The 13,684-nt window shown below is 54.0% G+C and carries 14 protein-coding genes and 3 pseudogenes; 16 read left to right on the plus strand and 1 reads right to left on the minus strand.

Features of this window, described 5'->3' with window-relative positions:
* Positions 1 to 46 precede the first annotated feature (46 nt).
* The 6 genes and pseudogenes from THINI_RS21220 to THINI_RS27420 form a co-directional block, all read left to right on the plus strand.
* Positions 47 to 868 carry an alpha/beta fold hydrolase gene (locus tag THINI_RS21220; RefSeq protein WP_002710562.1) on the plus strand — a complete coding sequence of 274 codons (822 nt, stop codon included), beginning with the start codon at positions 47 to 49 and terminating at the stop codon, positions 866 to 868.
* A gap of 753 nt (positions 869 to 1,621) precedes the next feature.
* The gene (locus THINI_RS21225; RefSeq protein ID WP_040839671.1) at positions 1,622 to 2,191 is read left to right on the plus strand and encodes a hypothetical protein; all 570 of its coding nucleotides are present in this window, start codon (positions 1,622 to 1,624) and stop codon (positions 2,189 to 2,191) included.
* A gap of 43 nt (positions 2,192 to 2,234) precedes the next feature.
* Entirely contained in the window at positions 2,235 to 3,116 is an 882-nt protein-coding gene (locus tag THINI_RS25425) for a tetratricopeptide repeat protein (protein WP_154724474.1), read from the plus strand.
* Between the two features lie 32 nt (positions 3,117 to 3,148).
* Positions 3,149 to 3,944 (plus strand): annotated as a pseudogene (locus THINI_RS27415) (IS1595 family transposase); the annotation flags it as partial.
* A 31-nt stretch (positions 3,945 to 3,975) separates the two neighbouring features.
* Positions 3,976 to 5,201 (plus strand): annotated as a pseudogene (locus tag THINI_RS21255) (ISL3 family transposase).
* Positions 5,202 to 5,204: 3 nt separating this feature from the next.
* Positions 5,205 to 5,363: pseudogene (locus tag THINI_RS27420) on the plus strand (IS1595 family transposase); the annotation flags it as partial.
* Positions 5,364 to 5,517: 154 nt separating this feature from the next.
* On the opposite strand, the gene THINI_RS21260 reads toward THINI_RS27420, so the two are convergent.
* Positions 5,518 to 6,291, minus strand: coding sequence for a DODA-type extradiol aromatic ring-opening family dioxygenase (locus THINI_RS21260; RefSeq protein ID WP_002710563.1), 774 nt, complete (start codon positions 6,289 to 6,291; stop codon positions 5,518 to 5,520).
* Between the two features lie 452 nt (positions 6,292 to 6,743).
* On the opposite strand from THINI_RS21260, the gene THINI_RS21265 reads away from it, so the two are divergent.
* From THINI_RS21265 to THINI_RS21305, 10 genes are all read left to right on the plus strand, one after another.
* Positions 6,744 to 7,625, plus strand: coding sequence for a SphA family protein (locus tag THINI_RS21265; protein WP_002710564.1), 882 nt, complete (start codon positions 6,744 to 6,746; stop codon positions 7,623 to 7,625).
* A gap of 25 nt (positions 7,626 to 7,650) precedes the next feature.
* The gene (locus THINI_RS21270) at positions 7,651 to 7,992 is read left to right on the plus strand and encodes a 2Fe-2S iron-sulfur cluster-binding protein (protein WP_002710565.1); all 342 of its coding nucleotides are present in this window, start codon (positions 7,651 to 7,653) and stop codon (positions 7,990 to 7,992) included.
* A 45-nt stretch (positions 7,993 to 8,037) separates the two neighbouring features.
* A complete protein-coding gene (locus tag THINI_RS21275; protein ID WP_002710566.1) occupies positions 8,038 to 8,982 on the plus strand; it encodes a catechol 2,3-dioxygenase in 945 nt (314 codons plus the stop codon).
* Between the two features lie 5 nt (positions 8,983 to 8,987).
* Complete coding sequence (locus tag THINI_RS21280; protein ID WP_002710567.1) at positions 8,988 to 9,425, plus strand: GlcG/HbpS family heme-binding protein; 438 nt, start codon at positions 8,988 to 8,990, stop codon at positions 9,423 to 9,425.
* Positions 9,426 to 9,497: 72 nt separating this feature from the next.
* Entirely contained in the window at positions 9,498 to 10,475 is a 978-nt protein-coding gene (locus THINI_RS21285; RefSeq protein ID WP_002710568.1) for a ketopantoate reductase family protein, read from the plus strand.
* 3 nt (positions 10,476 to 10,478) lie between these two features.
* Complete coding sequence (locus tag THINI_RS21290; protein WP_002710569.1) at positions 10,479 to 11,273, plus strand: SDR family NAD(P)-dependent oxidoreductase; 795 nt, start codon at positions 10,479 to 10,481, stop codon at positions 11,271 to 11,273.
* 9 nt (positions 11,274 to 11,282) lie between these two features.
* On the plus strand, positions 11,283 to 11,465 hold the full coding sequence (locus THINI_RS21295; protein WP_002710570.1) for a putative antibiotic biosynthesis monooxygenase: 183 nt from the start codon (positions 11,283 to 11,285) through the stop codon (positions 11,463 to 11,465).
* A 58-nt stretch (positions 11,466 to 11,523) separates the two neighbouring features.
* Positions 11,524 to 12,822: a hypothetical protein gene (locus tag THINI_RS21300; RefSeq protein WP_154724475.1), complete on the plus strand. Its 1,299-nt coding sequence runs from the start codon at positions 11,524 to 11,526 to the stop codon at positions 12,820 to 12,822.
* Positions 12,823 to 12,838: 16 nt separating this feature from the next.
* Entirely contained in the window at positions 12,839 to 12,982 is a 144-nt protein-coding gene (locus tag THINI_RS25435) for a hypothetical protein (protein WP_154724476.1), read from the plus strand.
* A 75-nt stretch (positions 12,983 to 13,057) separates the two neighbouring features.
* Positions 13,058 to 13,651: a TetR/AcrR family transcriptional regulator gene (locus THINI_RS21305; protein WP_002710572.1), complete on the plus strand. Its 594-nt coding sequence runs from the start codon at positions 13,058 to 13,060 to the stop codon at positions 13,649 to 13,651.
* Positions 13,652 to 13,684 lie beyond the last annotated feature (33 nt).

The following is a 13,684-nucleotide window of genomic DNA, read 5'->3' on the forward strand; positions in this document are numbered from 1 at the left end:
CTCCCCCTTGCTCCCTTGCGGACAGGGGGTTTTTTAGGAAATACACATGACGACACAGAATCCTGAAATTGCCAACAGCATCAATGCCGCAGGCGTGATGACCAATTACCACGATCAGGGCAGCGGCGCTCCGGTGCTGCTGATCCACGGTTCCGGCCCCGGCGTGAGCGCATGGGCGAACTGGCGGCTGACCATCCCCGATCTGGCGCAACAGTGCCGCGTGATTGCACCCGACATGGCCGGTTTCGGCTTCAGCGAACGTAAGCCGGATGCGGTCTACAACATGGATAACTGGGTCAAACAGGCAGTCGGTCTGCTGGATGCGCTGGAAATCGACAAGGCGTCGGTGGTCGGCAATTCCTTCGGCGGCGCGCTGGCGCTGGCCATGGCGATCCGCCACCCCGAGCGGGTCAACAAGCTGGTGCTGATGGGTAGCGTCGGCGTGCCGTTCGCCATTACCGACGGGCTGGACAAAGTATGGGGCTATGAGCCGTCGCTGGCAAATATGAAGGCGCTGCTCGACATCTTCGCCTACAGCCGCGCGCTGGTGACGGATGAACTGGCGGAACTGCGTTACAACGCCAGCATCCGCCCCGGTTTCCAGGAATCATTTTCCAGCATGTTCCCCGCGCCGCGTCAGCAGTGGGTGGATGCGATGACCAGCCCGCAGGAAGCAATCCGCGCGCTGCCGCACCATACGCTGATTGTGCACGGGCGCGATGACAAGGTGATTCCGTTACAGAATGCCTATGACTTGGTGAACCTGATCGACCGTTCCGAACTGCATGTGTTCGGGCAATGTGGGCACTGGACGCAGATTGAACATGCTGCGCGGTTTAATGCGCTGGTGGTGGGTTTTTTAGGGTAGCTCTTTGTTGTTAGTTATTCAGGCGTTACAGTATCCCGTTACTTACAATAACTTCATGACATATATAGGATAAGCGCTATGTCTTACACACATTCATCATACTCTTAATTAATAAAAAATCCTCAGCCCTCGCAAGTATAGCGGTCACCTGGTTCCTTCCGGGTGACTTTTTTTATAGATGCGAAAAAGTGCCGTCATTCCGGTGCATGTAACAAAATTCTGTTACTTTGATACCTTGTTGATAGTTGATAAATTTTCACTACTATAAAGGAAGTCGCATAGGAACGATCAGAATAATGAAATACCACCACCCATCTCTTGCCATTGCAGGAACCAACCTTGCTACCTGTCCTAACTGTAATTCCCCAGCTCGCCGAGTCCGGCCGAACTGGTGGCAGCGTTTATTTTCGCGTCTGAAATTTCACTATCACTGTTATTCCTGTGGAAGGCGTTTTTCACATAATGGTTAATGGATAAGTTAATTTTGCATCGAAAACTGCCATTCTGGATAACGGAACGCCTTGAAGAATAAATAATAACTTAAAGACATATTATGGTAGATTAATAAATAAAGTTATAAATCCCACTTTATGAAATATTCGATAACATTAGTCGGGCAAGCTGTCGTTGTTACGCACCATGGAAATTGATAATCATATTATACAGTCCGCGCTTAAACGGATTTTAACAAGCCGTTGTTTTCGATCACGTAAAATTCTGTGTAAATTTCTGGATTACATTGTTCAGGAAAGCATGGCAGGCAGACAATCTGAAATCACGCAATACGCAATAGCTACCAATGCGCTGCATAGACCGCCAGATTTCGAGGCTGGAGAAAATCCGTTGATCCGGGTGCAAGCCGGGCGTCTGCGTGATCAGCTGAGTGAGTATTATTTGACCGAAGGGCGCTTTGATCCAATCCGTATTGATTTACCGCTGGGTAGTTACTGCCCGACTTTCCAATGGCAGACAGACACGGCATTTCAATTACCAAGCCTGCGGGAAGGAACGGCATTCAGTCAGTCGTCGGGGCCCGGTGTTGCTTGCATTCCCCGCAATTTCATGACGAATGAGGCAGTTGGCTGGGCATTTATCACCCGTCTGACCCGTGATTATGTAACTGCGCTGACCCATTTCAGCTTTTGTCAGGTTATGTTTGCTGACGAAAATCTCTATCGTCAAACCAGCCCGTCAGAGGATATACCGCTCCAGTGCGATGCGGATTTCATATTATTTTTTGATTTGCATGTAAAAGATACTCACAACCAGCCCGTCAGAGGATATACCGCTCCAGTGCGATGCGGATTTCATATTATTTTTTGATTTGCATGTAAAAGATACTCACTTCAACCTGAAATGCAGTCTGGTGCATAGCCTTAACCAAAGAATTGTATGGGCGCATACATTTGAACTGGGTGAGTCTTACCCCGATGAGTTGACTTGTCAGCAGGTATTCAAGCGTATTTCCCATGACACTATAGGCTTTGAAAAAGGCATTGCACACGATCATTGGGCGCGTCAGATTCTGGAGTCAGGCAGACCCATTCCCCCACACCAGCAAATTCTGGTGGCATATCGCCAATACTGTTGGGGCTTGTCTCAAGACGGTTTCCATACGGCTTTGCATATCTGTAAGAAGCGGTTGGAATTGCATCCACAGGATGTAACAGCCCTTATCCTGTTTGGTGATTATTGTGGCTGGGAATATATAATGAAATATCAGGCCATTAGTCACATAGAAGAGCATGTTGAACAAATAGCCGCCGCCCTGCTACGACTTGCCCCAGGTAATGCTTACTCACATTTTTTCTATGCCTTAGCCTGTATGTTCAATGGGGAAGACGCTGCCGCTGTGGAAGCTATGATGCGCTCACAAGCCATTAATTCACTGGACAGCCACCTCAACAATTCCATCGGTCTGCTCCATATCGCGTTGGAACAATGGGAGGCAGGGGTCGAACTCATCCAGGACAGTATCAATATCAGCCCGATTTACCCTAACTGGTATCATCTTGCGCTATGCATCTACCATTATCGGGAAGGCCGCCATCTGGCTGCCATGCGGGAAGCCAACAAGGTCAAGTTTCGGCATCTGTGGGGGTCAGTGTTACGGGCAGCCATTTCTCAACATGTTCACCTGCCGGAAAAGAGTACTCAGGAATACGGGCAATTAAAAAAAGAGGCTCATTATGTGTTTCGGGGTCTTGCCGAATGCCCCTTGAAATTGGCAACGACCTCCCCCAACTGATAACCATCCGATAAGCCAGAATAGGGAAGCCGGTGGGGAGTTTGATCAGCATAGCCAGCCTGACCAGTGATGAAGCCTGCTACCAGCAAGTCCGCGCGTTGCACTGGCCTGATGGGGTGGTGTGCCCGCATTGCGGTTCACGGGAAACCATCCGCCGGGGCAAAGATGACCGGCAGCCGGAACGGCAACGCTACCAGTGCAAAGGTTGCAACAAGCGTTTTGATGACCTGACGGGGACGGTGTTTGAGGGGCATCATCAGCCGCTGAAGGTATGGATATTATGCCTGTACCTGATGCCGCTGAACCTGTCCAACCAGCAAATCGCCCACGAACTGGGATTGAACAAAGACGATGTGCAGGCCATGACGGGCCAGTTACGGCAGGGTATTGAGAAAAAAAACACCGGTAAGCCTGTCTGGGAATGTTGAATTGGATGAAGTTTACGTCAAAGCTGGGCATAAGGGACACCCGGCAGCCGTTATGCGTGCAGGCCGCAAGGGGCGGTGCCGGGGGCTGAAAGGCGCACCGGGGCGCGGCACGCTGGAGAAAGACAAACCGCCCATCTTTGGCATGATCCAACGCTCTGGGGAGGTAGTGATCCGTATGTTGGCGAACGTCAAACAGGCCACGATCAAGCCCCTGATACTGGAAGCCGTGGCGGCTGGCACGCTGGTGTATACCGACGAGTACAGCATTTACAGCCAGTTGGAAGAGTGGGGTTACGATCATAAGACAGTCAACCACGGCGCGGGTGAATATGCCCGTGATGAGGATGGCGACGGTTTCCATGAAGTCCACGTCAACACCATGGAAGGTTTTGGCTCTATGTGAATCGTAGTGGGTAGATTATCCTAAGGGTATGAACAGCGACACACTATTTGGAATGGCCTTGGGGCTGACCTCACCTTGGCAGGTGGACAGCATCGACTTCAGCGGGACGGAAGGACGCCAGGAATTGCACATCCGTATCAGCTTCGCGCGTGGCAGCCGTTTTGCCGACCAAAGCGGGGAACCTTGCCCGGTGCATGACACGGTGGAGCGGCGTTGGCAGCACCTGAACTTCTTTGAGCATACCTGTTACCTGCATTGCCGTGTCCCGCGCATCCGCACCGGATCGGGTCAGGTTGAGACGGTTGCCGTCCCCTGGGCGCGTCCCGGAAGTGGCTTCACGCTGCTGTTTGAGGCGCTGGCCATGGCACTGATCGAACGGGAGATGCCGGTCAACCGGGTGGCGGAACTGATGCGGGTCAACCCGCAACGCATCTGGACGGTGTTCAACCACTGGGTTTGTGAAGGCCGCCAGCAGGATGACCCGTCCGGCATCACCCGGCTGGGGGTGGACGAGACCTCCACCCGCAAAGGGCACAACTACATCACCGTGGGGGTTGACCTGGATGCCCGCCGCGTCGCCCATGCCACCGAAGGCAAGGGCAAGGAAACGCTGTCCCAGATCCAGAAACACCTAGCCAGCCATGAGGTGAAACCGTCACAAATCACCGATGTCAGCATTGACCTGTCGCCTGCATTCATTGCCGGAGTAGGGAAGCCTTCCCGGATGCCGCCATCACCTTTGACCATTTCCACGTCACCCAGTTGCTGAACAAGGCCATGGACAAGGTGCGCAAGCTGGAGCGCAAGGAACATGCCGACCTCAAAGGCCACAAGTACACCTTCCTGAAAAACTACGATAACCTGTCAGAACAGCAGGAGCAGTCACTGGCAGCGTTCATCACCCTCTACCCCACGCTGGGTACTGCCCACCGTCTCAAGGTGCTGTTCAACGACCTGTGGACAATGCCCGACAGGAAAACGGCGGAAGCCTTCCTGCAACAATGGTGTGATGAGGTGGATTCTGCTGGCATCCCGGCCTTCCAGACGTTTGCCAACACCGTCCGGGCGCACTGGTCGGGGATCATCCGGTTCGTTGAATCACACATCTCCAACGGCATCCTCGAAGGCATCAACCACAAAATACAGTTGGCCAAACGGCGGGCGCGGGGGTTCCGCAATACCCACAACCTCATCAACATGGTTTACTTCCTGTGCGGCAAACTGGAGTTCAGTTACCCACGGTATTCCACATAGAGCCAAGGTTTTTGGTCGCTGCTACGTTCATGGTTACGCCCGCACCGGGGCATTTCCCAGGAAAAACTGCCGTGTTACCTCGCCTTCTTCGAGTGCCTGCACAACATCAGGAAACGCGGACAAGCTGCTCTACATTCCTTGTTGTCCCTGCTGATGGGCTAAGACCCTGAAACACATAATGAGCCAAAAAAGAATACCCCAACTTCGTGCAGGATAGTCTTAAACTGACCCAGGGGCTACCGCAAACAACCACCCGGGTTGTGCATAAACTATGGGCAAAACTGCTAAAAAGTACGCCTTCAAACTGAACCCTTCATCAAGAATCCCAAACATAAGCATCCATCGCCAGCCCGCCATAACAATACTCCGGCGTTAGACGGGTCAGCGACTCGTCTTCGCCGCTTGCACCCAAAGCCACAAACAACGGTAGCAAATGTTCCTCGGTCGGGTGCGAATCCACCCCATGCGGAGCCTGCCGCCGGTAATCCAGCAAAGCTGGCAGGTCGCGTGCCGCCAGCTTTTCCCCCAGCCAGTCGCTGAAAACCTGCGCTTGCGGCAACGGCGTCTGCGTCCGGCTCAGCCAGCCGAAATTGTGCGTTACCGCGCCGGAAGCCATGATCAGGATGCCTTCTTCACGCAAGGGGCGTAGCGCCTGCCCTAGCCGCCAGTGCCATTCCGTACCCGCGTGCGGCTGAATGGAAAGCTGTACAACCGGTATATCCGCCTGCGGATACATATTGCGCAGTGGAATCCATGCGCCGTGATCCAACCCGCGCTGCTGATGTTCTCCCAGCGTGAAGCCACCAGCCGCCAGACATTCCCCAACCCGTTGCGCCAGTTCCGGCATCCCAGCTGCGGGATACTGCATCTCATACAGGGTGCGCGGAAACCCGCCGAAATCATGGATGGTCTGCGGCTGCGCTGCGGTGCTGATCATCGGCTGGGCAGTTTCCCAATGTGCCGACAGCAGTAGGATGGCACGCGGACGCGGCAATTCTTGCCCCAATTGTTGCCAGCACTGCACGGTTGCACCGTCCTGCAAGGCTACATCAGGGGAACCGTGAGAGATGAATACTAACGGGCTGAGCATGAGCTTTTCTTCCTTTCAGCATGAATGTACTCATTGTTGCGCTGAAATAGAGGTTGATAAAGATAGAAAAAGTACATTTATTATGAAAAAAAGGTTAATAACCTCAAGAAAAAAGCCACAAGGATAACCGCTTGTGGCCAAGAAGGAGTCAATCGTTTGTGCTCGGCATTTCGTTATCGACAATTTATAAAAATATCGATATTATTAATTTAAGCGATAATTGTGCTGTTTGTCGAGTGTTTTTCTCTGTATTCAGGTAGCTTGATGAAATGCTTATTCCGGCTTGCGGATTTCATCAATTAGTCATGCCAGAACTTACTCATGAAATAGCAAGTTATTGAAATTAAAGGTTTTAGTAGGCTGGCATACGGCTTGCTAAAACAGCTATACAGGGCGTCAAGAGGAGGCGTCCGAATACAACGGTTTTACATTCATCTGGAGGAGGATGATTCATGAAGAGAATTCTGGCGGCTGTTGTTCTGGGCAGTATTTCAGTGGGGGTTCATGCGGAAGGTCACTACGTACCCGGTATCGAAGGCGTCAAGGCAGCCAGCGTACCACCCGCCGGTAATTACTACATCGGTTATCTGGTCAACTACAACGTCGACTCGCTGAAAGCACCCGGCACCAGTGATGATATTCCTGTCAGCAATACCGGCACGGTGACCGCGTTGGCGCATCGTTTCGTGCACATGACTGACAAGAAGGTGCTGGGCGCGGATTACGGCGTGGAAGCCATCGTGCCGATGATCAAGAAAGATTTCGATTTCCAGGCAGCTGGTTACAACAACGATAAGTCGGGCATCGGCGATGTGTATGTCGGCCCGCTCGTACTGGGCTGGCATGGCGATAACTGGGACGCAGTGGGTGCCGCCGGTGTCTGGCTGGATACCGCCAACAGCGATGAGCTGGCTTCCCCCGGCAATGGTTACAAGGGAACCATGCTGACTGGCGGTGGCACGGCTTATCTCAACGCTGACAAGAGTGTTTCCGCCTCCGGTCTGATGCGCTATGAGCTGAACGGCAAAAAGGATGGCGGCTTTGAGCCGGGTGACCAGGTTTCCCTGGAATGGGGGTTGGGCAAAAAGGTCAGTGAAACCACTGAACTGGGGCTGGTTGGCTACGACCAGTGGCAAGTCAGCAAGGACAAGGGTACCGGTGCTACTGACGACAAGTTCAGCAGACATGCCGTGGGTGTTGAAGGCAGTTATCTGGTGAAAAGCCTGGGAGGCATCCTCAAGGCCGGTTACTACGACGAGTACAAGGTAAATGCGGGTAGTGGCCCTGCCCCAACCGGCAACCTGTTCCGCGTCAATTTCGTCAAGCCGTTCTAACACCTTGTAGCAAAGGAATTCCGCCATGTTCGGATTATCAGCCCACAAGGTCGCTATCCCGGAAACGGGCGAAAGCTTTTCCTGCAAGGACAAGGAAGCCCTGCTGGCCGCCATGGTCAAGCTGGGGCGCAAGGGTATCCCGGTCGGCTGCCTGAACGGCGGCTGCGGGGTGTGCAAGGTGCGCGTCCTGCAAGGTGATGTAACGCCCACCGGCCCGATCAGCCGCGCGCATGTTTCTGCAGAAGAGGAAGCATCGCACATCACGCTGGCTTGCAGGGCCACCCCGACGACCGATGTATCGCTGGAAATTCTGGGCAAGATGAAAAAATCATTTCTTGCCCAGTGCGGTAAGCCCAAAGCGGGCTAACTCACAATTCATCACGTTACGTAACTCGAGAGAGAGGAGATTATTATGGGAGTGATGCGAATCGGCCATATCAATATCAATATCATGGATATGGAGGCTGCCCTCAACCACTATGAAAAAGTGTTGGGGATGAAAACCGTTCATACGGATGAGGCGGGTAACAAATACCTGAAATGCTGGGATGAATGGGATAAATACTCCCTGATTCTTCAGGAAACCGATCAGGCTGGCCTTAACCACGTTGCCTACAAGGTGGAAAAGGAATCCGACCTGGATGAACTGCAACAGCGTATCGAAAATTCTGGCGTCAGTACGGAAATGCTGCCAGAAGGCACCATGCCATTCACTGGCCGCCTGCTGAAATTCCTTCTACCCAGCGGTCATGAAATGCGCCTGTATGCGACCAAGGAATGCGTCGGTACTGACGTAGGCTCCACCAACCCTGATCCGTGGCCGGATGACATTAAGGGTGCGGGCGCGCATTGGCTGGATCACTGCCTGTTGATGTGCGAAATGGACCCTGAAAAAGGCGTAAACAAAGTAGTGGAATCCACCAACTTCATGATGAATGTGCTGGACTTCAACCTGGCAGAACAGGTCATGGTTGGGCCGGAAGGCAACATTCAGGCGGCAACCTGGTTGTTCCGTACCTCCACCCCGCACGACATCGCTTTCGTGGCTGGCTCGCGCATGGGTCTGCACCATTTCGCCTTCTTCCTCGACGGCTGGAGCGACGTGCTGAAAGCGGCTGACATCATGGCGAAAAACCGTGTCAAGGTCGACGTGGCGCCAACCCGTCACGGTATTACCCGTGGTGAAACCATTTACTTCTTCGATCCATCCGGTAACCGTAATGAAACCTTTGCCGGTCTGGGTTACATGGCACAACCTGACCGTCCGGTTATTACCTGGACGGAAGACCAATTGTGGCGCGGTATTTTCTTCCACTCCGGGGAAGAGTCCGGTTCCTTCACGACGGCTTACACTTGATACCCATGAACAGTATCAGTGTCAGCCAGACCTTGATCGACTGGCAGGCTGCTGCCACTGCCGCGCAAGCGGCGGTGGCGGAAGCTGCCGCCATCGGGGTAAAAATCAACGTGGCGGTGGTCGACCCCTCCGGTACATTGATGTCATTCCTGCGGATGCCGGGTGCGCCACTGCATTCCGTCGAGATTGCCATCGATAAAGCCTACACCGCCGCCAGCTTTGGTTTACCCACCCATTTGTGGCAGGAAGCGTTACAGGAACATTCGCCTGGTGTTCAGGACGGCATTCCGCGTCGCCCGCGTTTTGTCGCTTTCGGCGGTGGTTTGCCAATCATGCATAACGGTGAACGCATTGGCGCGATCGGTGTTTCCGGTGCCACTGAGGAACAGGACCAGCAATGTGCACAGGCCGGATTACGGGCTATCGGAGCCGATGGCGCCTAGTGGTTTCTTGCTTTCTCCTCATTACCGCCCTGTAATCAAACAACAGCCACTAATGGTTACGGGGTATGGGTGATGATGAAACAGGGCAAAACATGGCGGATAGCCGTCATCGGTGCAGGTGGTATCGGCTGCTATTACGGCGCAAGGCTGCTGACTCAAGGCCACGATGTCTGGTTTGTGGCGCGGGGTGCACATTTGCGCGCCCTGCAAGCCACCGGCCTTAGCCTCAGTCACCCTGATTTCAATTTCAACGGCAAGGTGGAGGCGTGCAGTCTGAATGAGTTACTGGCGCAACAACAACCCGCTGATCTGGATGCATTGCTGATCTGCACCAAGGCAACCGCAACACAGGAAGTGGCAGCACTCCTGCATGACTGGTTTACGCGAACCGGCCAAAAAGTGCCGGTCATTTCCCTGCAAAACGGTATCGATAACGAACCACAACTGGCTGACATGCTGGGTGCGGATTGCGTTATCGGTGGTCTGGCGGTACGTATTGGCGGGCACATCACCTGCCCCGGTGTGGTGGAAGCAACCGGTGTGGCACAGGTGATTATGGGTACATGGCCTCATGCAGGCAGTGTTGCCGACCAGTGTTTTGGCGAGTTGCTGCCACCGTTGGTGGAGGCGTTCAATCAGGCAGGCATCCCCACCCGGCAAGTGACTGACATCCGCCGCGAACTGTGGCGCAAGCTGCTGATCAACAACGGGGTCAATCCGCTGTCGGCGCTGACCGGGCTGGATACTCGCACCCTCAGCAACCACCCGCAATTCGGCTCCATCGTCCATCAGCTCATGCTGGAAGCCGCTTCGGTCGCCCGCGCTGACGACGAGCCGCTGACCACGCAGGATGCGGATGAAATGTACGAGCTGATCCGCGCCTTCGACCCCATCAAAACCTCGATGCTGGTCGATCTGGAAAAAGGCCGCCAACTGGAAGTCGACGCCATCAGCGGCGCGGTTATCCGGCGCGCGCGGCAACTGGGGCTTGCCGTTCCCTATACCGAAACCGTACATGCCCTACTTAAACATCAACTGGAAGGAACATAACTCATGGATCTGCAATTGCAAGGCAAACGCGCCCTGATTACCGGCTCAACCGCGGGTATTGGCTTTGCCAGCGCCCGTGAACTGGCCGCCGAAGGAGCCAGCGTTGTCATCAATGGCCGCAGTGTTGATAGGGTAGAGACAGCCCGTCAACAACTTTTGGCTGAATTCCCCCAGGCTAATGTACGGGGTGTCGCCGCAGACTTATCGACAGCTATCGGGGTTTGGTCGTTGGTGAATGCTGTGCCAGAAGTTGATATTTTGGTCAACAACCTGGGTATTTTTGATCCCCAGCCGTTTGAAGCCATTGAGGATGAAGAATGGTTTCGCTTTTTCGAGGTCAATGTCATGAGTGGTGTGCGTCTTTCCCGCCAGTATTTGCCACGCATGAAAGCGGCCAATTGGGGGCGGATCATTTTCATCTCCAGTGAATCCGGCCTGTGCCCGCCAGCGGAAATGGTGCATTATGGCATGACCAAATCCGCACAGTTATCTGTGTCCCGTGGGCTGGCGGAAACTTGCGCTGGCACCAATGTCACTGTCAATTCCGTCTTGCCTGGCCCGACCCGTACCGAGGGTGTGGGTGACTTTTTCGGCAAACTGGCGGCAGAAGCCGGGCAGACACTGGCGGAAACCGAAACGGACTTTTTTGCCAACGCCCGCCCGACGTCGATCATCAAACGGTTTATCGAGCCGCAGGAAATTGCTGCGATGGTCACTTACCTGTGTAGCCCGCGTGCTGCTGCGACCAATGGGGCGGCCGTGCGGGTGGAAGGCGGTATTGTTCGCGCCCTGATGTGAGGAATGTGTATGACTGCACCGACTACCAATGATTTGCTGGATTGCCCCCCCGGTCAGGAATGCCCTGTCACCGTCAGTGTCGCCCGTAAAGTCAAAGCGGGTAAGGAAGCAGCCTACGAAGACTGGCTGCATGGGGTAAACGCGGCAGCGCATCGGTTTCAGGGGCATCAGGGTTCTAATGTGTTTCGTTGAAAAACGCCGCAGGATTGTTGAGACTGCACGGCTTGTCCGTTTGAAAAAGTTTTCTTCCATGTTGTCACGACTGGTTTCCTCCGGTGTTCTCGCCAGCGTTTGTCTGCTGGGCATGGCGCTGGGCAGCGTCCTGCATTTGCTGGTTCCCGCCGTTCCCTTGTGGGTCAGTGGCCTGTGCGGTTGGTCGGCGCTGGTTTTCATGTTGCTGGGCAGCCGTTCGTTACAGCCTTTTACCCAGTTTTTCCTGCTGGCGGGTGCGGGGGGATTGCTGCTGGTGTGGGGTATCCTGCGGGGCGGGCATGTATCCACGACCGATATTCTGCTGCAAAACAACGGGCTGCTGGTGATGCTGTATTGCGTCGGTTTCTTGCGTCTGATTGCAGCGGGGGAGGGTGCGGTGCAAGAGTCTCTCCCCATGGGTAGAAAGGCTTTTCTGCAAACCTTGCTGGGAATGCAGTTGCTGGGTGCGGTGATCAATATTTCGATCCTGATGCTGATGGCGGAACGGCTGCGTGCCGGTGGCGCACTGGACAGGCGGGCAGCAGTCGTGCTGAGCCGGGGATTTTCCATGGCGGCTTACTGGTCGCCGTTTTTCGCGGCAATGGCGGTGGCTTTGACTTATGCACCGGGGGCGCAACTGTATTCGGTGGTGCTGACGGGGCTGGGGCTGATGCTGGTTTCCCTGCTGGTTAGCGTGCTGGAACTGGGTGGGTGGCGGTTGCAAAAGGTGGCGGACTTTCGCGGGCATCCGTTGCATTTTTCCAGCTTGATTATTCCGTTGATGCTGGCGGTTAGCGTGATGGTGCTGCACGCATGGCTGCCATCCGTGCCGGTACTGATGGAGGTCAGTATCACTTCAGTGTTGCTGACCGTGGTATTTCTGTGGATCAAGCGTCCGCAGAGCGTGCGGCGGGAACTGACGGCGCATGTACAAGCCAGCGGTGCGCGGATGGCGCGGGAGGTGTCGCTGTTTCTGGGCGCGGGGTTGTTAAGCGTCGGTGTCCAGACCCTATCCGGCACGTTCGATTGGCAGCCATTCAGCCACTTTGGCGGATTGCAGGCGAGTCTGGCGCTGGCGGCCGCCATTCTGGTATCGCTGTCCGGGGTGCATCCGGTGGTCAGCGTTAGCGTGCTGGGTTCGCTGCTTACCTCGCTGCCTGTTGATCCGAATATGCTGGCGGTGTTGTTCCTGTGTTTCTGGAGTTTGGGCGTGGTGGCCAGCCCATTTTCCGGGCTTAACACCGTTCTGCGCGGCCAGTTCGATGTATCCGGGATGGCGTTGTTCAAGGGCAACATCCGCTATGTGCTGCTGATGTGGCTGGTCGCTTCTCTAGTGTTTTTTGGAAAAATGGGATAGGCGGCAAGAAAGTCTGGTGCAGGAATATGCGGGTAAAGGCATTACCGCCAATCTGGTGTGCCCCGGCCTGACCCGCACGGCACGGCTGGAAGCGTTAATTGCGACGACATCCACCCGTACCGGTCAGGATGAGGCAACTTTTCCTTTTTCGTGCAGGTGATTGATGGAGAAATAAAATCTTGACAATTTGTTTGCACCAACTAATATTAACGAACGTTAATTAATTTTCTATTCCATGAAAACCAATCAAACCAAACCACATCTATTGGAAACCGCTATCACTTTGTTTTCCAAAAAAGGTTACAACGGCGTTTCCATGCGGGACATTGCCAAAGAAGTGGGGATTAGCCCGCCTGCGCTTTATAACCATTTTGACAGCAAGGAAGCGCTTTACCGTGCGGCGATTTCGACAACATTTGAAGACAAGTCCACCCGTTTGCTGGCAACCATGTCAGCCAGCGATGAACCGTTGCAATGTCTGCGGCTCTTCATCCAGATCCTTGTTGAAGAAATGCAGGCAGACCGACGGTTTCATCGCCTGATACAGTGGGAATTTCTTGATGCTGATGCAGAGCGCCTGGCTTTCCTGGGAAATTTTATCTTTAACAAGGTGCACCAGCCGTTCATCCATTTACTGGAAAAACTGAAACCGGGCTGTGATGCGGTATTGCTGTCAGACATGATTTTTGGAATGGCAAAACAGCATTTTGAGATGGAGCCCGTGTTGCCTTACATGTCAACGTATGAGGCCGGGAAACGAACAGCTACCGAAGTGGCTGACATGATGCTAACTGTCCTCACCCCTTTTTTCCATACGGTGGACAAATGATCCGGCCTGAAGATTTACCTTTGTTTTCCATGA

This window comes from Thiothrix nivea DSM 5205, from assembly GCF_000260135.1.
GTDB lineage: Bacteria > Pseudomonadota > Gammaproteobacteria > Thiotrichales > Thiotrichaceae > Thiothrix > Thiothrix nivea.

Coding starts and splice junctions, on each gene's coding strand:
- THINI_RS21220 (WP_002710562.1), top strand. CDS start 47: ATGACGACACAGAATCCTGAAATTGCCAACAGCATCAATGCCGCAGGC.
- THINI_RS21225 (WP_040839671.1), top strand. CDS start 1,622: ATGGCAGGCAGACAATCTGAAATCACGCAATACGCAATAGCTACCAAT.
- THINI_RS21260 (WP_002710563.1), bottom strand. CDS start 6,291: ATGCTCAGCCCGTTAGTATTCATCTCTCACGGTTCCCCTGATGTAGCC.
- THINI_RS21265 (WP_002710564.1), top strand. CDS start 6,744: ATGAAGAGAATTCTGGCGGCTGTTGTTCTGGGCAGTATTTCAGTGGGG.
- THINI_RS21270 (WP_002710565.1), top strand. CDS start 7,651: ATGTTCGGATTATCAGCCCACAAGGTCGCTATCCCGGAAACGGGCGAA.
- THINI_RS21275 (WP_002710566.1), top strand. CDS start 8,038: ATGGGAGTGATGCGAATCGGCCATATCAATATCAATATCATGGATATG.
- THINI_RS21280 (WP_002710567.1), top strand. CDS start 8,988: ATGAACAGTATCAGTGTCAGCCAGACCTTGATCGACTGGCAGGCTGCT.
- THINI_RS21285 (WP_002710568.1), top strand. CDS start 9,498: ATGATGAAACAGGGCAAAACATGGCGGATAGCCGTCATCGGTGCAGGT.
- THINI_RS21290 (WP_002710569.1), top strand. CDS start 10,479: ATGGATCTGCAATTGCAAGGCAAACGCGCCCTGATTACCGGCTCAACC.
- THINI_RS21295 (WP_002710570.1), top strand. CDS start 11,283: ATGACTGCACCGACTACCAATGATTTGCTGGATTGCCCCCCCGGTCAG.
- THINI_RS21300 (WP_154724475.1), top strand. CDS start 11,524: ATGTTGTCACGACTGGTTTCCTCCGGTGTTCTCGCCAGCGTTTGTCTG.
- THINI_RS21305 (WP_002710572.1), top strand. CDS start 13,058: ATGAAAACCAATCAAACCAAACCACATCTATTGGAAACCGCTATCACT.